The following is a 22,210-nucleotide window of genomic DNA, read 5'->3' as shown; positions in this document are numbered from 1 at the left end:
GTTGATGATACTCTCTCTCACGCGTCCATGAACCCTGCTGCCATGCGATCCCGAATACTCACCTGCCTGCTTGCCATCACCGCCATCGCCCTCACCGCCTGCGGCCCGGACGACAGCTACGACGGCCAGCCGGTGAACCTGGACTCCTGCCTGGGCGTCGAGCCGGACGCCGCGGCGGGCACAGGTGCACCACGGAACGGCGTCACCAGCTCTGACGTGCTGGAAGGCGATTGGCCGTGGGTGATTGCCGGCGCTTCGAACCCGGCCTACGCGGAAGGCCCGGTGCGGCTGCGAGCCGGCGCCTTCGCGCGGACCACGCCGCCGGAGGCGCGGGTGTCAATCAAGGTGCTGGGCTGCCAGTGGGCGGACCTGGACGGCGACGGCGCGATTGAAGCCGCGGCGCTGGTGTCCGAGAACTTCGGCGGTTCGGGCACATTTATCTCGCTGCAGGTGCTGGACCGCCAGCGCGGCGAGCTGTTCGGGCGGCTACCGGCCGAGCTGGGCGACCGGGTGTTCCCTTACGACTTTGCCATCGAAGACGGGGTCATCCGCGTGGGCCTGCTGGCGCACGCCAAGAATGACCCGTACTGCTGCCCGTCCGTCGAGGAAACCCGCCGCTTTGCCGTCCGCGCCATGCGGGTCGAGCCGTTGCCGGCCGAGCCCTGATCCGGCGTCAGCGGAAGACGTCTTCCAGCACCTCTGCCACCAACTGGGTGCCCGCCTGGATCAGCAGCAGGTCCGTGCCCGCCACCTGCCAGTCATAGCCGTCACGATGGGGCAGCCGGTCGTAATACCCGCCAGGCATGCGGGTCTTGGCGATACCCGGCGGCATGGGTTTGCCCCGGGCCAGGTTCTTGCGAATACCCGGGGGTAGCGGCTTGTAGCCGGTGGCGCCGGTGTCGATAGCCAACTGGCGCGCGTCGGCCACGGAAATCAGGCCGCTGGCCAGGTCGACATCCACGTTCACCTTGACGGACTTGTTGCCCTTGTTGCCCGCATGGGCAGGTGGGTCGGCCATGACGGCCACCGGCATAGCCAGTGCCGCGGCGAGAATCACGGTGCCGAATCGTCGGGTTCTCATCACTTCACTCCTTTTGTGGTGGTGAGGACTTAGGCCGCCAACGGCGTCAAATGTTTCATTAACGCTCTCTAACAACCCCGATCTCCGCCAACGCCGCCAGGTACCCCGCCACCGCTTCCAGCGCCACATCGCCCTTCTGCGCCACCAGCCAGCGGCGGATATCCGTCACCGTGCGCTGGCCGTCGACCAGGTTCAGGGCCTCCCAGGTCATGTCGTAGGGCAGGGCCAGGCCGGCCGCCGTTTCGGCATCCAGCCTGTCGGCCTGGTAGCTATAGCCGAAGCCGTCCATGGGGCCGGTGATGTCCGGGTTGCGGGTGTAGACGGTCAGGTCCACCAGCTCGGCCATGGCCGGGTTGATCTTTGGCGTGGTCATGGTCTCGAGGGCGGCGTACTGGTCCTCGATCTCCGCCGCCAGGGGCTCCGGCAGCGGCGCGAAGGCGTTGATGCTGGCCAACTTGCCACGCTCATGCTGCCAGTGGATGCCCATCACCGGCACGCGGTCCATGGGCGCCAGGCCGGGCAGCGACAGCACCCGATCGCGCGCCCGCGCCAGGGCGTTGGCGGCCAGCAGGCGAGTGAGCGGCTCGACGTCGTCCTCGCCAAATGCCGCCAGGTAGTAGCCCTGCAGCGCGACGATGAAGGCGGCGCGTTTCAGCTTGGTGGGGTCGATGTTGGCGGCGGTATCGAAATTCGTGTGGATGTAGCGGTCCGGCCAGTCGTGCAGGTAGATGCCCGGGATGCGGTAGCTGCCTTCCTGGAACACCTGGTGGTCGCTGCCCATGCTGTAGACCTGCTCCATTACGGCCAGTTGCGGGTTCTTGCTGCCCTCGGCGCTCACCAGCGGGAAGTCCGCGCCCTCGCCGGAGGCATAGGCCAGGGTCTGGTCGTTGACGAAGCGTCCGATCTCGTGGCCGACGTCGCTGATAAAGGTGGGCAGGCTCATCGGCCCGCCGGCAATACGGAACACGCTCTTGGTGACCGGCGCGCCGCCCACCATGTCCAGGTGGATGTTGGCCTTGATGCGGTCGGTGTCGTCGCGGCTGACCAGGTAGATCAGGCTGCCCTCGATCTCGGCGGGCCAGATAAAGCGCAGGGTACGCGCCGGGCGCGGCAGGCGGCCCTGGTCGATCAACACCTTCAGCACGCGCGCGGCTTCGAGCTCGGCCACGCAGCCGGAGGCATTGTCGTTGGCGCTGGGTCGCGGGTGATCCAGGTGGCAGGTGTAGATGATTTCGTCGTCGGACGAGGCGCCCTTGATGGCGGCGTCGACCAGCACGTACTCGCCGGGCTCGCGCGTGGCGCGGACCTCGGCGTCAAGGGTGATGGTCTCGCCGGCGGCCAGGCGCGCCTTCCACTGGTTGGCGGTTCGCAGGTTAACCATGAAGGCGAAGGTGCCGGGCGCCTTGAACGAATCCAGGTGACCCCAGCGCACCAGGCGGTCGTCCTCCTTCCACCAGGCGCTCTTTTGGTTGGGCGCGTAGGAAATGATGCCGGCGGCGCCGTGCTCGGTCACAGCCAGGTCCTGCACCGCGCCGGGCTGGCTCTCGGTCAGCACGAGCTTGCCGGCGATATCCTTGCCCTCGTAGTCGGCCGGGTCGGTGCCGACGCCAATGTCGACCAGGGCCGCCGTGGCCCGGCCGGAGACCGAGTCCTGTGCCACCGACAGCGGCATGGCATCCCAACTGCCGTGTCGCTGCACGCGTTGGCCATCGGCATCCAGCTCCCACAGCTCGGCAAACTCGACATCCCAGGCCGGCCGCGACTTCTGCGTGCCAAACATCGTGTCGCCATCGGCGGGATAGGTGCGCAGCTGCGCGTTGTCGAAGCCGTACGCCTTGAGCTGGTCCAGCACGTGAACGGCGGCCTGCCGGAACTGCGAACTGGCGCGCGTGCGGTGGTACAGCGTCAGGGTGTCCAGGTTGCGCTTGGCCGCCACGCCGCTGACCTCGTCAGCGATGGCTTCGATCACGGGCTTTTCAACCAGGCTTTCCAGGTTTGAGCCGGGCGCTTCGGGTTGCGGTAACGGCTGGGCTGTGGTCGCCGACGCGATGGCCAGGGCGAAAAGCGCGGTGGCAACGCGCACGGAGGGCTTGTTCATGTGGTTGTCGGCCTGCTGAAGGGTTGGGCCCAGTATAGTCACCCGCCGGATGGCAGCCGAGCGCCCCAAACGCCGGCCCGGATTCGTTAGAATGACGCCCCCCGAAACACACCGACGACTCACACCGATATGAGCAACAAGTTCGAGACCACCGGCACGCTTAAGGCCATCATGGACACCCAGCAGATCAGCGACCGCTTCCGCAAACGCGAGTTCGCGCTGGAGATTGCTGACGGTAACTATCCGCAAATGGTGAAATTCCAGCTGGTGCAGGACAAGTGCGAACTGCTCGACACGTTCAAGGTGGGCGACGAACTGAAGGTGCACTTCAACCTGAAGGGCCGCGAGTACACGCGCCGCGACACCGGCGCGACTGACTACTTCACCAACATCGAGGCCTGGCGCCTGGAAGCGGCCGGCAACGGTGCCGCTGCCGGCGACGGCATGAACCAGGACTTCGGCCCCGGCCCGGACGACTACGACCAGCGCGGCCCGGCGGACGACGATCCGCCGTTCTGAGGCCTAGCCAAACACGCTGGCGGCAAAGTAGCCCAGTACAAGAGAGATAACCGCGGCAATAATCACTGAAGCCACCAGTGACTTCAGTGAGATGTGGCCAATGATGATCACCGGGTCGAGCGGCAGCACTTTGCCGATTTCGTCTTCGTGCTCGTAGAAAATCTTGTACTCGTACTCCCCGTTGACGACGTTATCGATGTCGACGGTGTGAGGAGGATGACTATCGGTGGACCGCCATTCCGTTTCGCCCGTAGCGACCGGTGACTTATTAAACTCAACGCGAAAGCCATTGGTGCTGTCTTTCTCGGTTCGCCTGAATTTGATGCTGTCACCCTTCTTTCCTTTGACGCTGAACTTTGTCTTGTACAAGGCGCCAACCCTGACCGTGTTCCCATCTACCGTTGTTTCAAGGACCTCGTGCCTGATATTGACTTGCCCCATGGTGCTCTCCCGGTGACTGGCTCGCTGTAGCCGTGACTAAAACCTAGGTCAAAATTTCCGAAAAATCCATGCGAATCACCGGGTTCAGGCTTCCGGCAGCAACTCACCAAGCCCCGGGGTCGCCTTGAGCACCCGCAGGGGGAAGCCTTTTTCCACCAGTTGGTCCAGGAGTTGGGACGCCGTTTCGAAGTCGCCAGACAACTCGGCCACGAGCGCGCCGTAGTAGATGACGTCGAAGTTTTCGGCATCCAGTTGCATGGCGCGCTGCATGTAGCGCTGACCATCTTCGGGACGACCTGTCTGTATCGCGCACCAGGCCGCGAGCGCGTGCGCCTGGGCGTCGTCCGGGTTGATCTCCAGGCTGTCGATGATTTGCTGGTACGCCAGCGCGTAGCGCTGCTCCGCATCGTCACCCGCACCTTCAACCTGTCGCTCGGCGTCGGCCAGGTTGGTCCAAAGCCGGTAGTCCTTGGGCGCGAGTTCCGTGGCCCTCGCGTAAAGGTCACGGGCGCGGACGAAATCACCGGCGTAGTAGTGCATCGTCGCCGCGTTGGACAGGGCCATGTGCGTTTCTTCCAGCGCGAGTGACTTCTCGTAGGCGAGCGCGGCCTGTTCAAAGTCACCCAGGTAGTAATGCGATGCGCCCAGGTTTGACCAGGCAGTCATGTCGCCGGGCTCCAGTGCGGTGACTTTCAAGTACGCCTCGATGGCTCGCGCAGGCTGGTTGGACATCAGGTAGGTTCGGCCCAGGTCCGCGTAGAGCGGCGCATAGGCCGGCTCAAGGCCAATGGCGTATTGCAGCACCTCCTCGGCTTCCTCGTAGCGCTGCTCCATGATCAGGGCCTCGGCCAGGCCCCGCTTGATCTCCACGTCTTCGCCGTTCAGTGCCTGGCCCAGCTCCAGGTATTTCCTCGCTTGCCGCGTGTCGCCCTGGACCAGGAAAAGATCACCCAGCGCCACCAGCACCTGGACATTGTCCTGCTGGGTGCCAAGGGCCTCCGTGCAATAGGCGCGCGCGGTTTCAAACTGGCGCTTGTCCTTGAAGGTCCGGTACCAGGCCAGGTAGGTCTGGCACAGGCCAGCCTTGGCGGCAACGAAATCGGGCGCGTGATAGATGGCCTGCTCAAACAGCGCCTGGGCCCTGCCCAGGTTCGCCTCGGTGTTCGGGCGGCTGAAATAACCCCGTGCCTCCAGGTAGAGCGGATACGCTTCAGGGCTCTCGGTGACCGAGCCGGCCAACAGGGTACTACCACTCTCCAGGCCCAGCTCCGCGGCCAGGTCGCGGGCCAGGCCTTCGCGAATCTGTCGCGCCTGTGACCGCGGCAGATCGTATCGCTGGCTCCAGCGCTCCACCGATTTCTGGGTATCGGTCAGCCAGACATTGACCAGCAGTCGGTCACCCCGTGGCCGGATCTCGCCTTCCAGCAACAGGCCGGCGCCAAGCAACGCGCCGATCTCACTGACCGACATGCCCGTGTCATCGATCGTGCGCGAGGCCCGCCTGGCGGCGATCCGGATGCGGTCGATCTGCGTGATGGCATGAAACAGGTCGTCGCTCAGCCCCTCGGCCAGGGTGGCATCTTCGCCGTCAGGGGCCAGGTTTTCGAACGGCAGCACGGCGAGCGTGGGGAGCTCGTCGTTGTCCATGAAGTTGGGGAGCAGGGTCCACAGCAGGCCGACGACGGCGGTGAGGAAGGCCAGCGCCAGGGTGCGGATCAGCAGCGAGGGTTGTGAGCCCATCGAGGAGACGGCGCCCAGGCCGCGCATGTCGGCGTCGACGGCGTCCAGGGGGCCGGTGTCCAGGCCGTGGGCGTCGGTGCCGCCGGGCCCCGGGCGGGTGACGACCTGGCCGAGGGCCGTCCTGACGCCTTCGATGTCCAGCGCGTTCAATTCCTGGTACACGCCGTCAGAGACCCAGAGCGAGCCGGGTGAGGCCATTTCGGCCAGCCGGAACGCGTCGCCGCCGGTGCCGTGGTCCATGCCCATGCGCAGCGGCAGGTCCAGGCGGCGGGCGTGGGCCTGCGCGTGGCTGGCGAAGGCCATCGCGTCCAGCGCGTGGGCGAATTCCAGCACCATGCCGTCGCTGGTGACCTGTGCGGTGTCGACGTGGAAGTCCTCGGCCAGCAGGGCGTACTCGCGCATCAGCAGGCCGGCCGGGTTGTCGGGGCCGCTGGGTGTGGTGTGTGTGCGTTCCGGCAGGCGGGCCAGCAGGGTGACCGGGGAGCCGACGGATTTCGGGCGATTGGGCGGGCCGGTGCGGTCGATGCCGCCGGGCGTGACTTCGAAGACCCAGGCCAGTACAACCACGGCCGGCAGTCCGGCCAGCAGGATCACGAACAGCGTGCGCATGCTCCAGCCCGGCGTGCCGAAGACGTCGAAGGCGATGTCGCCGAACTGCAGCAACAGCCAGGCGAACGCGCCATAGGCGATCGCCACGCGAACCACCTTTCGCCGTTGCAGTTCGCGCCACAGGGCGCTGATCGATTGGCTCAACGTCGCCACGGTCCCCCCGTTGCTGACGCATGGATCATGGCCGTGCTCCTGCCCGTTCTCCTTACCAGTCTACTACCTGTACGATAGAGCGCCACGCGACCTACAGGAGACGCCCAATGTGTGATGACCTGACTGAACGCGATATCGAACGCGATCTGCGCCGCCGCGGGTTCACGCGCCGCGAGTTTGGTGCCGGCCTGTCGGCCGCCGCGTTGATGGCCATGCTGCCGCCGGTGGCCAACGCGGCCGACGTGGTGACGTCCGAGGTCAGGGTGCCCACGCCGGATGGCGAGGCCGACTGCTTCTTCGCCCATCCCGCGTCCGGCACGGGCGCCGGGGTCATCATGTGGCCGGACGTGAAGGGCATCCGCCCGGCGTTCCGCGCCATGGGCGAGCGGCTCGCGCAGTCCGGCTACGCGGTGCTGGTGGTGAACCCGTATTACCGCATGGTGCACGGCGAGGTGATCAAGCCGGGTGAAAGCTATGGCGACCCGAAGGTGCGCGAGCGCATCGGGCCGTACCGCGCGGCGCTCTCGCCCGAGACCTGTGTCACTGACGGTGGCGCGTTTATTGACTGGCTGGACGCCAGTGACGCGGTCGATTCCGGGCGCATGATCGGCACCGCCGGCTACTGCATGACCGGCTCCTACGTGTTCCGCCTGGCGGCGGCCTACCCCGAGCGCATCGGCGCCGGCTGCTCCTTCCACGGCGGTGGCCTGGCCACCGATGCCGAGGACAGCCCGCACCGCCTGGTCAATGACATTGACGCCGGCATGCTGGTGGCGATTGCCGAGAACGACGACGAGCGCGACCCGGACGCCAAGGTTAAGCTGCGCAAGGCCTTTGCCGACGCCGGCAAGTCAGACCAGGCCGAAATCGAGGTCTACGAAGGCACGCTGCACGGCTGGTGCCCGCCGGATGGCGACGCCTACAACGAGGCCCAGGCCGAGAAAGCCTGGGCACGGATGCTGACACTGTTTGGGGAACGACTGGCCTGAGTCAGTCTTCGCCTGAGCAGGCCTTGATGGCCGCGCGATGGGCGCGGCCGATGGCGTTGGTGCGCTTAAGCAGGCCGGACGTTTTCACACCCAGGCGCTCCGCCTGGGTGTCGCTGGCCGCGCTCCAGGCCGCACTCATGTCCTCCCCCGCTTCCAGCCGCTCCATGTAATCGGCGCCGATGGCGTCGTAAAGCTCGAAGTCTTCGGCGCTCACTTCTCCCCGCAGGGCCTTGCTGGCACAGGCGCAGGCGTCCGCATCATATCGATCCAGGCACATGGCGGTCACGCCATCGCCTTCCTCGGCGTGCGCCGTGGCCATCATCAAGACCATTGTGGCGGGCATCAGCAATGTTCGTTTGCGCATGGCGTCGAGTCCTGTTGGAGAGGGGTCAATAGCCTAGCACTGAACGCCGATGTGGAATCAAACACCGATGATCAGACGCAGGCCGTCGTCGACGCGCGCGAGAATGACCGCAGGAAGCACGCCGACCCGTTCACCCAGCAATGCACGGTCGAGTGTTACCAGTTGCGATACGTTGATGGTCGATGGCCTGGACAGCCCTGAGTCCCGTTTTGACAGGCGCACGTTGCCCGGCGCTTCCGCCAGCGCCAGGTTGGACGTGATCACCGCGACGATGACGGTGGCGATTCGACTTTGATTGAACGGGTTGGACTGGACGACCAGCACGGGGCGGCGATGTCCAGGGCCGGAGCCGGTGGGGCCGGGCAGGTTCGCCCAGCGGATCTCACCACGCTTCATCGTCGATGCCGTTGAATTGCGCCCTGGCCAGGGATGCATCAAGCGCATGCCCGGCGTCACCGTGCACCCGGTCCAGGCGAGCCGTGACCGAATCACCCTCGTGTTGTGACAGGTACGCCTTCATTGCTTCTGCGTAGAGCTGGCTGCGTGGGACGCCGCGTTCCTGCGCCAGGCGTTCAGCCGCCTCGAACACGGCGTCGGGGATCGATATGGCAAGTTTCATTCGCACAGGGTAATACCCGGGTCATACCAACTCAAGCCAGTATGACCCGGATCCATCCAGGCATCTATAGGCAATTCGCCTGAATGAACGTGGGAAGTTTCAGTTAACTTAGTCGACGAAGCGGGTCGGTGGCACGGTCACTTCGCGCTCCACGCCGTCCCGGCGCAGGGTGTAGCTCACCGCTACACCGAGTTCCGGCGAACAGTCGCGGTCCAGCAGTTCGCGGCCGCTAATCCGGACGATCACGTCATCTTTGCGGATGCCCCGGCCCTCGGCGGCGCTGCCCGCCAGGACCTGGTGCACGCGCAGGCCGTCATCGACGGGCGCCAGCACCAGGCCGTTGCCTTCGAACGGACCGAAGGTGATGTCGTTTATGGGGTCTACCGGAACGATGCGCATCCGCGCGCGTGCCGGGTCGAAGGTCCACGTGAAATGGCGCATGGCCTCGCCACCCAGCAGCTGCGTGCCGCGGGTGCTGGTGAGCGTGGGCGCGCGCAGCGTGAAGCGGCCCAAGCTCGCGTCACCGGCCGCGCGGGCTGCCTGGAAGGTTTCAACCCGGTTGATCTTGAATGACGCGCCGGCGTCCACGGGTGGCTGCTGTGTCTTCACCCGGCCCAGTCGCCTGATCTTCAGCACCGTTGCGCCCGCACCGCTGTCGACCAGCACCTGGCGGCGCTTGCCGTCCAGGGTCACGTCCAGCCAGGGTCGGTCGTCGGGGCCTTTGCTGGAGTAGACGTTGATGCCGTCCGCTTCGGGCAGGCGGCCCTCGTCCAGGCGCAGTTCGCCTGATGCGTAATCCAGCGTGACCAGGTAATCGCCGAACGCCTCGAAGTGCAGGATGCCGTCAATGGGCCGACCCAGCGCCATCGACAGGTGGTCGAGCTGGCGCAGGCGGGTGGGCAGCTTGTTCCAGGTGATGTCACCGGCAGTGGCGTCGACCAGGTTGACGCGGTCGCCGGTGTCGAATTTGCGGTTCGACACCCGCTCCAGGCTCTCGGGGTCGACCACGGTGACTTCGTTGCCGGTGTCGTAGATGAACCACAGGGTGCGGTCTTCGGGGTAGCCGTCGCGCGGCGCCAGGCTGACCGGGACAAAGAAATAGTTGCGACACAATTCGCCCGGCACCCGCAGGTCGCTGAGCGGGTCATCGTTTGGCACGGACGCCTGCGCGGCTCTCGCGAACGGCAGGCCGACGCCGGCCAGCGCCAGTAACAGCGCCGCCAGGTGGTGCGGGCGTAGCGAGTTCATGGCCGTACTTCCAGGGTCATGCGACCCAGAATAGCCGTTCGGCCCGGCCCTTCACAGCGGCTTCACCCGGCGTTGACCGTCCATTGACGCGGCCCGTATCACCATAACGCTCCCCTGTTCCCCTACCTGAGGAGTTCGACATGAGAATTCGCAATGCATGGCTGGCACTGGCCAGCGCATTCATCGCCCTGCCTGCCGCCACCTTCGCCGGCCCCAAGTCTGACAACGGCAAGGGCCCGCCGGCGCAGGACACCATCGTTGATGTCGCCATCGCCACCCGCGACGCCCTGAACGCGGCCGGTGAAGACGCGCCGTTCACCATCAACACCATCGTCAGCGTGGTCGCCGGCGACCCGGCCCTGCTGAACGCCCTGACCCGCCGCGGCCAGCGCACCGTGTTTGCGCCCACCGACGAGGCCTTCGCCAACCTCGAAGCCACGCTCAACACGCTGTGCCTGAGTATTGGTGACCTGACGACGGAGCAGGTGCGGACCGTGGTGAGCTACCACGTGCTGAACGGCCGCCGGGATTCCGGCGAAGTGCTGGGCAGCGACCAACTGCGCACCATTAATGGCGGCTTCCTGTGGCAGTCCGGCGGCACGCTGACCGACGCCGTGGGCCGCGACGCCAACATCATCTTTGTCGACGTGGAAGCCGACAACGGCATCATCCACGTGATCGACGAAGTGGTGCTGCCGTTCGTGCCGCCCAGCAACTGCGCCTGAACCGGTTTTCTGTGCACTCCACCTGTTGCGGGGCCTCCGGGCCCCGCTTTTTTATGTGTTCACAGACTGATGGTCACGCCCTTGCGGTGCAGCAGCCAGGCAATCACCCAGAACAGCGCGACATGCAGCAGCGCATAGGCCAGTGAGGCGTTGACCTCGGACATCACCGAAGACAGCCCGCCATACAGCCAGCCCGTCGGCGTCTTGCCGCCGATCACGATCAGCCCATAGGTCTTCACCCAGACGATGCTGAGTACGTAGATGAATAACGGGTTGCGGCCCATCACGGCGAAAGCATTCAGGATGGGTCTTGATGCATTCAGCCTTTCCAGGGCATCCAGCAGCAGCAAAACGCCGATGGCCGCGCCGGTGGTGATGAGCACGAACGGCGGGGTCCACAACGACTTGTTGATCGGCAGCACCTGGTGCCAGGCCAGCGCGAGCACCACGCAGGCGATACCGGCAATGGCCACTTTCGTTTTGGCTGCTGTGTTTCCGCCGACGCCCATCAACACACGCGTGACTTCGAAACCCGCCATGATGCTGACGATGGACGGCAGGGTGCTGAGCAGGCCTTCGGGGTCGAAGGCGATGCCCAGGCCGCTCCACATGTGGTTGGCGCCCAGCACCGCCAGGTCGATGGTTCGCACCAGGTTGCCTTCCAGCGACCATGGCTCCGGCACGGTGACCATCAGCGCCCAGTAGCCCAGCATCAGGGTGGCGGCGATGGCCGCGCGCCACCGGCCCGGCAGCCAGCAGATGAACGCCGCCGCGCCATAGGCCAGGGCGATACGCTGCAGCACGCCCAGAATGCGCCATTCGGCCGGGCTGGATGTGAACGGGTAGGCGTTCAGCGCCACGCCGATCAGGAACAGCAGGGCGGTGCGCTTGAGGATCTTCTTCGCCTGCGTGGGGCGCGGCAGTTCGCCGGCGCGCCGGCTCGACAGGAACAGCGCCGCACCGACCATGAACATGAAGAACGGGAAGATATAGTCCGTGGGCGTCGCGCCATTCCATTCGGCGTGGCGCAGCGGCGCATAGATATGCGACCAGGAACCGGGTGTGTTGACCAGGATCATCGCGGCGATGGTGAAACCGCGCATGGCATCGAGAGCGAGTGAGCGTTTCATTCTTGGTTATGGGGTCAGAGTCGGGTCAGAGTCGACTCAGAGTAAACCACGACCCTGCTCTGACCCTAGAGCTTTCCTGGACCCCAGGTAGGCACGGTTGCTGAACCCCCGGGCTTTTGCCACGTCCAGCCAGCGCCGGGCCGCGCCATGGTCGCCGGCCAGCGCGTAGACTTCGGCCAGGATGCGGCTGAACATTTCCGTGGCGCCGGCAGCCTGCAGGACTTCCGGTGGCGGCTCCGCCGGCGGCTGGCCCGCCAGCACCTGCCCGAACATCACGCCGATACCGGCGGCCGGGTGGCGCTGCTGCGACTGCGGAAACCCTGCGGCGATCTCCCTGGCTTCTTCGTCCCGGCCATTCAGCGCCAGCGCCCAGACATAGAACAACCGTCCCAGCGGATTACCCGGATCCATCTCGTACATGATGCGGTACGGGTCGAGGCCATCCGCGACGTCACCCTCCAGGACCGCCGCCCAACCGGGCAGGCACTGGCTCAGCGGAGTCAGCGGGTCAATGGACAACAGGTGATCAATGATGGGGCGCGCGGCATCGACCCGGCCGGAGATCAGCAGGCAGTTGGCCAGCAGGCCCAGGGTGTCGGGGTCGTTGGGGTTGCCTTCCATCGAGCGCTCCAGCTCGCCGATTGCATCGGTCACGCGGCCATCGTGATAGGCCACCCAGCCGCGCAGCAGCAGGGTCGCGGGGCTCGTATCGCCCAGTCGCGCCAGGTGGTCGACGCATTCACGTGCCGCGATGAGCGGCGCCTCGCCCAGATCCAGGCCCGCTTCTCGATACTGCAGCCAGGTCCGGCCCAGTGCGGCCAGTAGCACCGGGCGTTGCCCGAGTCGATCAACGGCGGTTTCCAGCTGGGCGATGGCGTCGTCGATCGCGTCCTGCCGCCAACGCAATGCCGACTGGCGCGACTGCTGCACACACTGCCAGGCGTCCACGTCGTTGGCGGGGTTGCGCGACAGCATCTGGTCCTCACGCGGCGTGAGTCGCGGTGCGAGCGTGTCCGCGATGTGCCGGGCGATGCGCTCCTGCAGGTCGAAAACATCGTCCAGCAGTCCATCAAATTGCGCCGACCAGGCCGCGACCTCGCTGCCGGGCTCCACCAGCTGCGCACTGATCCGCAGCCGCTCACCCGCCAGTCGCACCGTGCCTTCCAACAGGTGGGTCACCCCCAGCCGACGGGCTACGTCCCTGGCCGACAGCTCGGTGCCCTTGAGCGCCATCGACGAGGTCCGGCAGATCACCCGCAGGGCCCGGATGTGGGAAAGGCGGGCGATAAGCTCGTCTGTCAGCCCGTCGGCGATGTAGTCGGACGCCGTGTCTGCGCCCAGGAATGCGAACGGCATGACAGCCAGCGAAGCATTCTGTCGGCTCGGCGTGGTGCGGGGTGACGGCGGCCGCGACTCGTGGCGCGTGCGCCAGGCATCCAGTTCATCAGCATAGGCATAGACGCTGGCCTGCACCCGGTGCATCTGCCGGTGCACGGGAAGGCCTTCCTCGTCTTCCCAGCGGCGGGCGGTGCGGACGCTGCAGCCCAGGTGACGGGCAATCGCCTTCCAGGAGTCCAGCCGCTGTCTTTGCTCGCTCATGGCCCCAGTGTAGTGGGACAAAGTCGGCCAAAGCCAGCCATCGCGGGCGTTGGCCGCGCCTGTCCGTTGCCGGATACCGCGCCAGCGACCAGTCTTGTCACCGATGCTTTTCAACCACCCGAAAGGAGACAGGACATGACCATGACACTGGTCCGCACCATCGTCGTACTGATCATCACCGCAACCGCTTCGTCGCCGGCGCCTGCGAGCACACCGGCGAAACACTGGGAAAAAACCTGCCGGTCCGAGGCATTCAGCTGTGTCGAAGTGGCAGGCACCGGCGTGCACTACTTCACCACGGCCATCGTGCACAGCGTTGAGCCCACCCCGACCGGCATGGTCCAGCGCAGCACCGACATCATTGACCTGCATGGCGACGTAGAGGGAAGGGTGCTGTACCACCCCGTCTCGGTATTCGACTTTGCCGCCGGCACGCTGGTGAACACGGGTGACCAGGTGTTCTCGGGCACCGTTCTGGGTGGCGAGCCCGTGCTGATCTACGACGACAGCTTCCGCTTTGACGTTAACCTGGCGACCGGCGAGACCACCGGCAGGGTGCTTCTCGACCAGCCCATCGCCGGCGGCCAGGTGGAATGCCACCTGGATATCGTCGGCACTGGCAGCACGCCCGAAGGGGACGCCATGGTCGACTACACGGGTGTTTGCCGTTTCCGCCGGTAAGGTCGTCCCGCAACGGAGCCGGGCCGCTCGGTCCGGCTCCTTGCATAACAAGTTTTTCCTACAGGAAGTTTCGAAGATTTCTGACAGCTCACGTGGTACCATTTCGGTACTATTCAGGTTGTGCCGCCGAAGATCCGCCAACTCGAAGTCTCTTTACGCAAGGCGGGCTTCACCCGTACCAGTGCGAAGGGAAGTCACAGGAAGTACCGGCATCCTTGTGGATTGGTAGTCTTTATAAGCGGACACCCTGGAGCCGACGCAGAAACTACCAGGTCAAGCAGGTCAGGCTTGCGCTGGACAAGGTGAACCCATGAACAATAGTGACGACTACATCCGCATTGTCGAATGGTCAGACGAGGATCAGTGCTACATCGGCCGTTCGCCCGGACTTTTCCTGGGTGGTGTACACGGCGACGATGAACACCAGGTTTACCGTGACCTGGTTAATGCCATTAAAGAGACGGTCGCCTCGGAACTGGCCGAAGGGCATACGCTTCCCGCGCCCACCGCCGGTCGCCAGTACTCTGGCAAGTTCAATCTGCGGGTTGGGCCGGAGTTGCATGAACTGCTGTCGCTGAGGGCCGCGGGCGTCAGCGAAAGTCTAAACAGCTATGTCGTCAATTCACTGGAACGTGTCGTTCAGGACAACTGATTCAAGCCGGCCCTGAACCTGACCTGGACCCGGCGACGAGACCGGGCTCCGAGCCAACCAGGGCGGCCAGTCTCTTCGCACTTTCACGCTCGACCAGGGCAATCAGGGCAGCTTCTAACAAGGTCGCGTGCGCCTCAATTCCTGTCAGTACCTGCGCGCGCTGAAGAAGGTCTTCGTCAATACTCACGGCTACTTTCATGGCGACTGCTGCTCGTACGAATGAGGTTTCATCTTTAACGGCGTGAAAAGTCTTCGTCAAATACCCCATGGCAGCGCAGGACATATCCCGCAGGCGGCACGGCAGCGTCATTTGCGCGCCGCACAGATGTGATACATTGCCGCCGGCTCATAAAAACTCATCCAAATAGAGGGAGTTCCACACACATGTCAGGTATTACCATCTGGATCACGACGGCACTGTCCCTGCTGGGGCTGGCCATCGCGTTTTTCTACATGAAAAAAGTCACCAGCGTGCCGCTGGACCTGGGGCTGGAAGCGGAAGACGCCAAGCGCCTGAAATACATCCACGGCGCCATCGCCCGGGGCGCCATGGCGTTCCTGAAAGCAGAATACCGCGTGCTGGTCATTTTCATGATCGCCTTCGCCGTAGTGATCGGCCTGCTCATTAATTACAGCCTGTACGACACCGACCACGCGACGGTGACCGGCCGGGTCGGCGGCTGGTACACCGCCATCGCCTTCCTCTTCGGCGGTGCCATTTCCATCGCCTCCGGCTACATCGGCATGAAGGTCGCCACGCAGGGCAACGCGCGCACCACGGTATCCGCCAAGCAGGACATCGGCGCCGCGTACAAGGTGGCGATCAATTCCGGCGCGGTGATGGGCTTCGCGCTGGTCGGCCTGGCCACACTGGGCCTGGTGCTGATCTACCTGTTCATGACCTGGGCGCTGGGCGACATCGGCGCGCACAACAACCACGTGTTGATGGAAGTGATCGCTGGCTTCGGCCTGGGCGGCTCGACCATCGCGCTGTTCGCCCGCGTGGGCGGCGGCATCTTCACCAAGGCGGCGGATGTGGGCGCCGACCTGGTGGGCAAGGTCGAGAAGGGCATTCCCGAGGATGACCCGCGCAACCCGGCGGTGATCGCCGATAACGTGGGCGACAACGTGGGCGACGTGGCCGGCATGGGCGCCGACCTGTTCGGCTCCTGCGCAGAGAGCACCTGCGCCGCCATGGTGATTTCCGCCATCGCCTTCGCCGGTGACCCGAACGCGCTGCTGTACCCGATCCTGATCTCGGCTGTCGGCATTCCGGTGTCGCTGGTCACCAAGCTGCTGGTGGGCGTGAAGACCGAGAATGACGTTGCGCCGGCGCTGATGAAGCTGCTGATCATCTCCAGCGGCCTGATGGCCGTGGTGATGTGGTTCTTCACCGACATGCTGATTCCGGAAAGTTTCCAGATTGCCGCGGGCGGTGACACGTACACCAACACGGGCGTGTACTGGTGCTTCCTGTCCGGCCTGCTGGCGGGCCTGGCCGTCGGCCTACTGACCGGCTACTACACCTCGGAGAAGTACAAGCCGGTGCAGGAAGTGGCCAAGTCGTGTGAGACGGGCGTGGCCACCAACATCATCTACGGCCTGGCGCTGGGCTACAAGTCCACCGTGCTGCCGTACCTGTGTATCGCCGCCAGCATCTTCATCAGCTGGGAACTGGCCGGCATGTATGGCGTGGCCATCGCCTCGCTGGGCATGCTGGGTACGCTGGTGATCGCGCTGACCATCGATGCCTACGGCCCGGTGGCGGATAACGCCGGCGGTATCGCCGAGATGGTGGGCCTGCCGCCGGAAGTGCGCGAGCGCACCGACATCCTGGACTCGGCCGGCAACACCACGGCGGCCATCGGCAAGGGCTTCGCCATCGGCGCCGCCATCCTGACTTCGCTGGCGCTGTTCGCGGCCTTCATTACCGCCGCCAACTCGCTGCTGGCATCGGAAGGCCGGCCGGCCGTGAGCGTCGACCTGCTGGACCCGGTGGTCTACACCTCGCTCTTCATCGGTGCGGTGCTGCCGTTCCTGTTTACCGCCATGACCATGAAATCCGTGGGCAAGGCGGCGTTCGCGATGATCGAGGAGGTGCGGCACCAGTTCCACACCATCCCCGGCATCATGGAAGGCACCGGCGACCCCAACTACGCCCAGTGTGTGGATATCTCCACCCGCGCGGCCCTGCGCGAGATGATCGCCCCGGGCGTGTTGATCATGGGTACCCCGCTGGTCGCGGGCTGGCTGTTCGGTGTGTCCTCGGTGGCCGGTATCCTGGCCGGTTCGCTGGTCGCCGGCGGTGTGCTGGCCATCAGTGCATCCAATTCCGGCGGCGCCTGGGATAACGCCAAGAAGTTCATCGAGGCGGGCAACCATGGCGGCAAGGGCTCTGACTGCCACCACGCCGCGGTCGTGGGCGACACGGTGGGTGACCCGCTGAAGGACACCTCCGGCCCGTCGCTGAACATCCTGATCAAGCTGTCGGCGATTCTCAGCCTGGTGTTCGCGCCGTTCTTCGTGAACTACGGCGGCATCCTGCTGGGTTAATCAGCCACACAAAGCCGGGCCCGGCTGACCGGGTTCCGGCCTGTGTCGAAAAGACCCCGCCCCGGCGGGGTTTTTTCTTGCCTAACAGGTATCCTTGCCGGGATGAACCCGGACTTCATCTGTATCGGCGCGCAAAAGGCGGGCACCACGTGGCTGTACCGCCAGCTGCGCGCGCACCCGGACGCCTGGCTGCCGCCGGTGAAGGAACTGCACTACTTCGACCGCGAAGCCCGGCGCTGCGCGCATCACCCACTGGCCAGGCTAGGCGAGCCCGGCACCCGCGCCGCCTTCGCCGAATGGCTGGGCGAATTGCGCCATCACCGCCAGCCGGGCGACCTGGCCTGGGGCAGGCATTACTTCTTCGGCGAGCGTAACGACCAGTGGTACGTTCGTCTGTTCGAGCCGGGACGAGAGCGCTTGGCCGGTGAATTCACGCCGGCCTACTCCGCTATGTCGCCAGGGCGCATCAGCCACGTGGCCCGGTTGGCCCCTCAAGCCCGGATTCTGCTGATACTGAGAAATCCGGTTGAGCGCGCCTGGTCCCACGCAGTCATGAACCTGTGTCGCTTCGCAGGACGCGCTGTGAGTGATGTCAGCGACGAGGCCTTCCTCGCGCACTTCAGCGGCCGTGGCAGCCGACGTCGTGGCGATTACCCGGGCATGCTGCGGCGCTGGCAAAGCGCCTTTCCTGCAGACCAGTTGCATGTCCGGTTCTACGACGAACTCAAGGCCTCACCAGGCGATTTTCTCGCCGGCGTATGCCAGTTCCTCGGATTGGACCCATCACCATTGCCGCGCACCCTGTCGCCGACGGGAGTGACCATCAATTCCGGCGGCTATGACCGCATTCCGGCTCGCCTTGAAAAGGCGCTCAGCGCCCAGTACCTCGATATGCTCACGTTTCTCGCCGACCAGTTTGGCACCCCCGCCGATCGATGGCTCAGTCGTGCGCAGTCCTTACTCCAGGCCCGCTGAGCCCGGCCATCGGGCCACGGGTTGATAGCAAGCCGAGAACACGAACCAAAACGGGGCACGCGTGCGCCACGATGACGCACCCATACCGTGCCGAACGGAGGTCGTCACTGATTAGTGATTGATTTATAAACAGTTTAAAGTTTGGCCCGATTCCTGCATCTATAGGGGCAAGAAGAATTATTAACGCCCGCCATGGGCACCCTTTAGAGATGAGGAGTCACCGATGTACAAGAAGCTGATTTTGGGCCTGGGTATACTGGCCGTCACACCCGCGGCGCTGGCCGTGGACTTTTCCGCCAACCTGGGCTGGAACAGTGAATACATTTTCCGCGGTATTCCGCAGAAAACCTCGTCAGCGTTCGGTGGCCTCGACATGGAAGCCGGCGGCTTCTACGCAGGCACCTGGGGCGCCGACGTTGGTGACGGCCTGGAAGTCGACTTCTACGGCGGTTACGGCTTCGATGTCGGCGACTTCTCTTTCAGCGCCGGTGGTACGTGGTACACCTACACCGGTGACTTTGACGACGATTACAAGGAAATCAACCTGAGCGCCGGGTATGCCTTTTTGACCTTTGACGCGGCGATCGGCACCTACGATAATTTCGGACAGGGTGACCTGGATTACCAGTTCTACTCCCTGACGGCCGAATTTGGTGGTTTCTACGGAACGGTAGGCACCTTCGAAGACGACTTCGACGGCAGCTATTACGAGGTTGGCTACGGCAACACGCTGACCGTCAATGACTACGACCTGCTGGACTACGCACTGGTAGGTATCTACAGCGACTCGACTCTGCTTGGCGGGGACTCCGACACGAACCTGTTGTTGACCCTGAGCAAGTCGTTCGACCTGTAATACGTTCTCCAACCAGACCTTGCCGGTATTGAGCCTACCAGCGCTAACATAAGGTCTGACCATTAAGCCCCGGCCCCCCCGGGGCTTCTTTTTATGCCCCCCCGGTAAAAGCCTGTGCGACGCTCATTAACGGCGTCTTGCGCACAAAAGTAGCGCATCCCGTTGAAGATTGCACCTTTTTTGTAACATCCCTGTCACCGTGTCGCGATAATAAGCCTGAAAACCGCGCCAGCACGACCTTTCCGGCCATGTAGGTATACTCGATTGATGGACGAACAACGCACCAAACTTGCGCGCCGCTGCAGTCCGTTCCTGGATCGGCTGGTGACGCACAACCCGGGCTGGCTGGAGACCCTGGAACAACAGGGACGGCTGCGCGAAGACCTGCCGCCAAACCGGCAGACGCTCGAAGAAACCGTGGCGGCACAAGGCCTGGATGCCGGGCTGCGGCAGTTCCGCAACCGCGAAATGCTGCGCATCACCTGGCGCGAGATCACGGCCACGGCCACGCTCGACCAGACCATGAAGGATCTCAGCGAGCTGGCGGACCTGTGCCTGGACGTCGCCATCGCGCACCATCATGAAGCGCTCGAAAATCGCTTCGGAAAACCCGTTTCGGCCGATGGAAAAAATTTACGCCTGGTGACGCTTGGACTGGGCAAACTGGGCGGTGGCGAGCTCAACCTGTCATCGGATATCGACCTGATTTTCGCCTACGAACAGGCCGGCGAGTGTGACGGCAAGCGCGGCCTGTCGGCCGAATCGTTTTTTACCCGCCTGGTGCGCGCCGTCATTCGCAGCCTGTCGGAGATGACCGAGGATGGTTTCTGTTTCCGCGTAGACACGCGGTTGCGGCCGTTCGGCGAATCGGGGCCGCTGGTCTGCAGTTTTGGCGCCATGGAACAGTACTACCAGAGAGAGGGTCGTGACTGGGAGCGCTACGCCCTGATCAAGGCCCGGCCGGTGGCCGGCGACCTGGCGGCCGGCAACGAGTTGCTGCACACGCTGCGGCCTTTTGTTTACCGCCGCTACGTCGATTACGGCTCGGTGGAAGCGCTGCGCGACATGCTCGGCATGATCCGCGCCGACGCCGCACGGGCCGGTCGCGAAAACGACGTCAAGCGCGGGCCCGGCGGCATTCGCGAAGTCGAGTTCCTGGTGCAGTGCGTGCAGCTGCTGCGCGGCGGCCGCGAACCATCCCTGCAGACACGCAGTCTTTTGGCCGCGCTCGACGCCATCGACGAACTCGGCGCCATGCCGAAATCGCGCACCGACGCCCTGCGCCGCGACTACCGATTCCTGCGCCGGGTGGAGAACGCCATCCAGGCGCTGCATGACCAGCAGACCCACACGCTGCCCGAAGGCGAGGACCTGGAGCGCGTGGCGCTGGCCAGCGGCTTCGACGACAGCGCTGGTTTGCTGGACGCCCTGGCGCAGACCCGCGCGCATGTCAGCGGCGCGCTCGAGGACAGCTTCCCCAGGAACCCGGCTGAGAAGGCCGGTGACGTGGTCACCGGCTGGTCCGAGGCACTGGACGCACTGGCCGATACCTGGCCCGAGGCGGTTGCCGGTTTCCGCGACCGGCTGGCGCGACAGGCCCACAGCCACCGCGCCGGCGCGCGCCTGGACCAGTTCATGCCGCTGCTGGTCGAGCGCCTGCAATCCGTGGCACCGGACGATCGCGTCATCAACGACGTGTTCCAGCTGGTGCTGGCCATCAGCCGCCGCAGCGCCTACCTGGCACTGCTGGTGCAGAACCCCGGCGCGCTGGACCGCATGCTTTCGCTGTTCAGCAACAGCCCGCAGATGGCGCAGTCAGTGACCCGTCACCCCGCATTGCTGGACGAGTTGATCGACCCGGCGCTGGGTTCGCTGTTGCCGGGCACGAAGGATCTCGAAGCCGGCCTGGCGCGCGTGCTGGAGGGCGCCGAGGACACCGAATCCGCGGTCAATGCCCTGAACTACCTGCGCCAGGCCCAGACCCTTCGCGTGGCCGTGGCCGAAATCCAGGGCGAACTGGACGCCGAGGCCACGCAGCGCCGCCTGAGCGAACTGGCCGAGGTGCTGGTGAGCGGCACCCTGGATGTGGCCCGGCGCTACATGCGCGAGCGCCACGGCGAGCCGCCCCCGCCAGGACTGGCGGTGATCGCCTATGGCAGCCTGGGTGGCCACGCCATGTCCTATGGTTCGGACCTGGACCTGGTGTTCCTGTATGGCGAGGGCGGTGGACAGACTGACGGCGAGCGGCCGCTGGCCGCGGAGACCTGGTACACGCGCCTGACCCGGCGCATGCTGGCACTGACGACGACGCTGTCACCGGCCGGGCGGTTGTACGACGTCGACACGCGCCTGCGCCCGAACGGCCGCGCCGGCCTGCTGGTCTCTTCCGGCAACGCCTTCCGCCGCTACCAGCTGGACAGCGCCTGGACCTGGGAACTGCAGGCGCTGGTTCGCGCCCGCGCCGTGGCCGGCGACACGCAGGTGGCGCAGTTGTTTGAAGACGTTCGCCGCCAGGCGCTGGCGCGCCCCCGTGACCCTGACCAGACACACCGCGAGGTCGCCGATATGCGCGTACGCATGCGCGCCGAGATCAACGCCGAAGACACGGCCAAGCATGCACCTGGCGGGCTGGTGGACATCGACTTCGTGGTCCAGCTGGGCACCCTGCTGATGGCGCATGAGCACCCGCAGATCCTCGATCATCATGGCAGCGACGACCTGCTGGCCGCGCTGGGTGAGACCGGCTGGCTGGATCCGGTCGACGCCAGCACCCTGCGCCGGGCACGCGACCGGCTGAACGCCGCGCGGCATGCCCGTGCGCTGGGACGTCGGGGAGACGTCGCCGTGCTGCCGGACACCTCGGCGACGGCGGAGATCTGCGAGCGAATCCTTGCCGGGGACTCGGCGACAACGTCTTGAACGGGTTAGAATAGGCGCTTCGATGATCGGGAGATTTCACCGTGGTCCATCTCACGGATGCCAACAACGACAACCTGGCCGTGGCCAACGCCGAGACGGTCTACGAAGTGAGCCGGGCCGACCTGCCCCTGTCTTGCCCGACACCGGAGCAGAAGCTGTGGAATTCCCATCCGCGCGTGTACCTGCCCATCGAAGCAACCGGCGAGGCCCTCTGCCCTTACTGCAGCGCCCGGTACCGGCTGGTCGACTGATTGCCGGC

The 22,210-nt window shown here is 65.0% G+C and carries 23 protein-coding genes; 12 read left to right on the top strand and 11 right to left on the bottom strand.

The window, feature by feature from the left end:
- Nucleotides 1–42 precede the first annotated feature (42 nt).
- The gene (locus F3N42_RS09475) at nucleotides 43–666 is read left to right on the top strand and encodes a hypothetical protein (protein ID WP_150864186.1); all 624 of its coding nucleotides are present in this window, start codon (nucleotides 43–45) and stop codon (nucleotides 664–666) included.
- Nucleotides 667–673: 7 nt separating this feature from the next.
- Here F3N42_RS09475 and F3N42_RS09470 read toward each other — a convergent pair whose 3' ends face one another.
- Both F3N42_RS09470 and F3N42_RS09465 read right to left on the bottom strand, forming a co-directional pair.
- Nucleotides 674–1,081 carry an anti-virulence regulator CigR family protein gene (locus F3N42_RS09470; protein WP_150864185.1) on the bottom strand — a complete coding sequence of 136 codons (408 nt, stop codon included), beginning with the start codon at nucleotides 1,079–1,081 and terminating at the stop codon, nucleotides 674–676.
- 58 nt (nucleotides 1,082–1,139) lie between these two features.
- The gene (locus tag F3N42_RS09465; RefSeq protein ID WP_150864184.1) at nucleotides 1,140–3,179 is read right to left on the bottom strand and encodes a DUF4910 domain-containing protein; all 2,040 of its coding nucleotides are present in this window, start codon (nucleotides 3,177–3,179) and stop codon (nucleotides 1,140–1,142) included.
- A gap of 129 nt (nucleotides 3,180–3,308) precedes the next feature.
- Between F3N42_RS09465 and F3N42_RS09460 the strand changes: the two genes are divergently transcribed.
- Entirely contained in the window at nucleotides 3,309–3,698 is a 390-nt protein-coding gene (locus F3N42_RS09460) for a DUF3127 domain-containing protein (RefSeq protein ID WP_150864183.1), read from the top strand.
- Nucleotides 3,699–3,701: 3 nt separating this feature from the next.
- Here F3N42_RS09460 and F3N42_RS09455 read toward each other — a convergent pair whose 3' ends face one another.
- Complete coding sequence (locus tag F3N42_RS09455) at nucleotides 3,702–4,139, bottom strand: hypothetical protein (RefSeq protein WP_150864182.1); 438 nt, start codon at nucleotides 4,137–4,139, stop codon at nucleotides 3,702–3,704.
- An 84-nt stretch (nucleotides 4,140–4,223) separates the two neighbouring features.
- Nucleotides 4,224–6,632, bottom strand: a complete 2,409-nt coding sequence (locus F3N42_RS09450) for a tetratricopeptide repeat protein (RefSeq protein WP_150864181.1) — start codon at nucleotides 6,630–6,632, stop codon at nucleotides 4,224–4,226.
- A 116-nt stretch (nucleotides 6,633–6,748) separates the two neighbouring features.
- Between F3N42_RS09450 and F3N42_RS09445 the strand changes: the two genes are divergently transcribed.
- Nucleotides 6,749–7,630, top strand: a complete 882-nt coding sequence (locus tag F3N42_RS09445) for a dienelactone hydrolase family protein (protein WP_150864180.1) — start codon at nucleotides 6,749–6,751, stop codon at nucleotides 7,628–7,630.
- 1 nt (nucleotide 7,631) lies between these two features.
- Here F3N42_RS09445 and F3N42_RS09440 read toward each other — a convergent pair whose 3' ends face one another.
- The 4 genes from F3N42_RS09440 to F3N42_RS09425 form a co-directional block, all read right to left on the bottom strand.
- Nucleotides 7,632–7,994, bottom strand: a complete 363-nt coding sequence (locus tag F3N42_RS09440) for a hypothetical protein (protein ID WP_150864179.1) — start codon at nucleotides 7,992–7,994, stop codon at nucleotides 7,632–7,634.
- Between the two features lie 57 nt (nucleotides 7,995–8,051).
- Nucleotides 8,052–8,390 carry a type II toxin-antitoxin system PemK/MazF family toxin gene (locus F3N42_RS09435; protein ID WP_150864178.1) on the bottom strand — a complete coding sequence of 113 codons (339 nt, stop codon included), beginning with the start codon at nucleotides 8,388–8,390 and terminating at the stop codon, nucleotides 8,052–8,054.
- Complete coding sequence (locus F3N42_RS09430; RefSeq protein ID WP_150864177.1) at nucleotides 8,377–8,613, bottom strand: ChpI protein; 237 nt, start codon at nucleotides 8,611–8,613, stop codon at nucleotides 8,377–8,379. The genes F3N42_RS09435 and F3N42_RS09430 overlap by 14 nt, the downstream gene beginning before the upstream one ends.
- A 108-nt stretch (nucleotides 8,614–8,721) precedes the next feature.
- On the bottom strand, nucleotides 8,722–9,861 hold the full coding sequence (locus F3N42_RS09425; protein ID WP_150864176.1) for a hypothetical protein: 1,140 nt from the start codon (nucleotides 9,859–9,861) through the stop codon (nucleotides 8,722–8,724).
- Nucleotides 9,862–10,001: 140 nt separating this feature from the next.
- Between F3N42_RS09425 and F3N42_RS09420 the strand changes: the two genes are divergently transcribed.
- Complete coding sequence (locus F3N42_RS09420) at nucleotides 10,002–10,586, top strand: fasciclin domain-containing protein (protein ID WP_150864175.1); 585 nt, start codon at nucleotides 10,002–10,004, stop codon at nucleotides 10,584–10,586.
- 59 nt (nucleotides 10,587–10,645) lie between these two features.
- Here the strand turns inward: F3N42_RS09420 and F3N42_RS09415 are convergent, their stop codons facing one another.
- Together F3N42_RS09415 and F3N42_RS09410 are read right to left on the bottom strand one after the other, a co-directional pair.
- Nucleotides 10,646–11,716 carry an acyltransferase family protein gene (locus tag F3N42_RS09415; protein ID WP_150864174.1) on the bottom strand — a complete coding sequence of 357 codons (1,071 nt, stop codon included), beginning with the start codon at nucleotides 11,714–11,716 and terminating at the stop codon, nucleotides 10,646–10,648.
- 36 nt (nucleotides 11,717–11,752) lie between these two features.
- Nucleotides 11,753–13,315: a tetratricopeptide repeat protein gene (locus tag F3N42_RS09410; protein WP_191621333.1), complete on the bottom strand. Its 1,563-nt coding sequence runs from the start codon at nucleotides 13,313–13,315 to the stop codon at nucleotides 11,753–11,755.
- Nucleotides 13,316–13,450: 135 nt separating this feature from the next.
- Between F3N42_RS09410 and F3N42_RS15605 the strand changes: the two genes are divergently transcribed.
- The 3 genes from F3N42_RS15605 (at nucleotide 13,451) to F3N42_RS09400 (ending at nucleotide 14,648) form a co-directional block, all read left to right on the top strand.
- On the top strand, nucleotides 13,451–13,996 hold the full coding sequence (locus F3N42_RS15605) for a hypothetical protein (protein ID WP_191621332.1): 546 nt from the start codon (nucleotides 13,451–13,453) through the stop codon (nucleotides 13,994–13,996).
- 120 nt (nucleotides 13,997–14,116) lie between these two features.
- Nucleotides 14,117–14,302 carry a type II toxin-antitoxin system HicA family toxin gene (locus F3N42_RS15910; RefSeq protein WP_150864172.1) on the top strand — a complete coding sequence of 62 codons (186 nt, stop codon included), beginning with the start codon at nucleotides 14,117–14,119 and terminating at the stop codon, nucleotides 14,300–14,302.
- A gap of 4 nt (nucleotides 14,303–14,306) precedes the next feature.
- Nucleotides 14,307–14,648: a type II toxin-antitoxin system HicB family antitoxin gene (locus tag F3N42_RS09400; RefSeq protein WP_150864171.1), complete on the top strand. Its 342-nt coding sequence runs from the start codon at nucleotides 14,307–14,309 to the stop codon at nucleotides 14,646–14,648.
- A 1-nt stretch (nucleotide 14,649) separates the two neighbouring features.
- Here the strand turns inward: F3N42_RS09400 and F3N42_RS15760 are convergent, their stop codons facing one another.
- A complete protein-coding gene (locus F3N42_RS15760; protein ID WP_224784834.1) occupies nucleotides 14,650–14,958 on the bottom strand; it encodes a type II toxin-antitoxin system VapB family antitoxin in 309 nt (102 codons plus the stop codon).
- Nucleotides 14,959–15,032: 74 nt separating this feature from the next.
- Between F3N42_RS15760 and F3N42_RS09390 the strand changes: the two genes are divergently transcribed.
- From F3N42_RS09390 to F3N42_RS09370, 5 genes are all read left to right on the top strand, one after another.
- On the top strand, nucleotides 15,033–17,201 hold the full coding sequence (locus F3N42_RS09390; protein ID WP_150864170.1) for a V-type H(+)-translocating pyrophosphatase: 2,169 nt from the start codon (nucleotides 15,033–15,035) through the stop codon (nucleotides 17,199–17,201).
- A 102-nt stretch (nucleotides 17,202–17,303) separates the two neighbouring features.
- A complete protein-coding gene (locus F3N42_RS09385) occupies nucleotides 17,304–18,176 on the top strand; it encodes a sulfotransferase family protein (RefSeq protein ID WP_150864169.1) in 873 nt (290 codons plus the stop codon).
- Nucleotides 18,177–18,399: 223 nt separating this feature from the next.
- Nucleotides 18,400–19,032: a TorF family putative porin gene (locus F3N42_RS09380; protein WP_150864168.1), complete on the top strand. Its 633-nt coding sequence runs from the start codon at nucleotides 18,400–18,402 to the stop codon at nucleotides 19,030–19,032.
- Between the two features lie 267 nt (nucleotides 19,033–19,299).
- On the top strand, nucleotides 19,300–21,951 hold the full coding sequence (glnE, locus tag F3N42_RS09375; protein WP_150864167.1) for a bifunctional [glutamate--ammonia ligase]-adenylyl-L-tyrosine phosphorylase/[glutamate--ammonia-ligase] adenylyltransferase: 2,652 nt from the start codon (nucleotides 19,300–19,302) through the stop codon (nucleotides 21,949–21,951).
- Between the two features lie 41 nt (nucleotides 21,952–21,992).
- Nucleotides 21,993–22,202, top strand: coding sequence for a zinc-finger domain-containing protein (locus F3N42_RS09370; RefSeq protein WP_224784833.1), 210 nt, complete (start codon nucleotides 21,993–21,995; stop codon nucleotides 22,200–22,202).
- Nucleotides 22,203–22,210: the final 8 nt, after the last annotated feature.

The sequence above is a fragment of the Marinihelvus fidelis genome, from assembly GCF_008725655.1.
GTDB classification, from domain to species: domain Bacteria; phylum Pseudomonadota; class Gammaproteobacteria; order Xanthomonadales; family SZUA-36; genus Marinihelvus; species Marinihelvus fidelis.
The sequence above is the reverse complement of the archived record's forward strand: the minus strand, read 5'-3'. Positions and strand labels throughout refer to the sequence as shown.

What these genes read in the sequence shown, in the direction of transcription:
- F3N42_RS15605 (WP_191621332.1), top strand. Translation starts at nt 13,451, where the DNA reads ATGACCATGACACTGGTCCGCACCATCGTCGTACTGATCATCACCGCA.
- F3N42_RS09380 (WP_150864168.1), top strand. Translation starts at nt 18,400, where the DNA reads ATGTACAAGAAGCTGATTTTGGGCCTGGGTATACTGGCCGTCACACCC.
- F3N42_RS09385 (WP_150864169.1), top strand. Translation starts at nt 17,304, where the DNA reads ATGAACCCGGACTTCATCTGTATCGGCGCGCAAAAGGCGGGCACCACG.
- glnE (WP_150864167.1), top strand. Translation starts at nt 19,300, where the DNA reads ATGGACGAACAACGCACCAAACTTGCGCGCCGCTGCAGTCCGTTCCTG.
- F3N42_RS09475 (WP_150864186.1), top strand. Translation starts at nt 43, where the DNA reads ATGCGATCCCGAATACTCACCTGCCTGCTTGCCATCACCGCCATCGCC.
- F3N42_RS09460 (WP_150864183.1), top strand. Translation starts at nt 3,309, where the DNA reads ATGAGCAACAAGTTCGAGACCACCGGCACGCTTAAGGCCATCATGGAC.
- F3N42_RS09455 (WP_150864182.1), bottom strand. Translation starts at nt 4,139, where the DNA reads ATGGGGCAAGTCAATATCAGGCACGAGGTCCTTGAAACAACGGTAGAT.
- F3N42_RS09440 (WP_150864179.1), bottom strand. Translation starts at nt 7,994, where the DNA reads ATGCGCAAACGAACATTGCTGATGCCCGCCACAATGGTCTTGATGATG.
- F3N42_RS09465 (WP_150864184.1), bottom strand. Translation starts at nt 3,179, where the DNA reads ATGAACAAGCCCTCCGTGCGCGTTGCCACCGCGCTTTTCGCCCTGGCC.
- F3N42_RS09435 (WP_150864178.1), bottom strand. Translation starts at nt 8,390, where the DNA reads ATGAAGCGTGGTGAGATCCGCTGGGCGAACCTGCCCGGCCCCACCGGC.
- F3N42_RS09445 (WP_150864180.1), top strand. Translation starts at nt 6,749, where the DNA reads ATGTGTGATGACCTGACTGAACGCGATATCGAACGCGATCTGCGCCGC.
- F3N42_RS09425 (WP_150864176.1), bottom strand. Translation starts at nt 9,861, where the DNA reads ATGAACTCGCTACGCCCGCACCACCTGGCGGCGCTGTTACTGGCGCTG.
- F3N42_RS09430 (WP_150864177.1), bottom strand. Translation starts at nt 8,613, where the DNA reads ATGAAACTTGCCATATCGATCCCCGACGCCGTGTTCGAGGCGGCTGAA.
- F3N42_RS09400 (WP_150864171.1), top strand. Translation starts at nt 14,307, where the DNA reads ATGAACAATAGTGACGACTACATCCGCATTGTCGAATGGTCAGACGAG.
- F3N42_RS09390 (WP_150864170.1), top strand. Translation starts at nt 15,033, where the DNA reads ATGTCAGGTATTACCATCTGGATCACGACGGCACTGTCCCTGCTGGGG.
- F3N42_RS09415 (WP_150864174.1), bottom strand. Translation starts at nt 11,716, where the DNA reads ATGAAACGCTCACTCGCTCTCGATGCCATGCGCGGTTTCACCATCGCC.
- F3N42_RS09420 (WP_150864175.1), top strand. Translation starts at nt 10,002, where the DNA reads ATGAGAATTCGCAATGCATGGCTGGCACTGGCCAGCGCATTCATCGCC.
- F3N42_RS15760 (WP_224784834.1), bottom strand. Translation starts at nt 14,958, where the DNA reads ATGACGCTGCCGTGCCGCCTGCGGGATATGTCCTGCGCTGCCATGGGG.
- F3N42_RS09470 (WP_150864185.1), bottom strand. Translation starts at nt 1,081, where the DNA reads ATGAGAACCCGACGATTCGGCACCGTGATTCTCGCCGCGGCACTGGCT.
- F3N42_RS09410 (WP_191621333.1), bottom strand. Translation starts at nt 13,315, where the DNA reads ATGAGCGAGCAAAGACAGCGGCTGGACTCCTGGAAGGCGATTGCCCGT.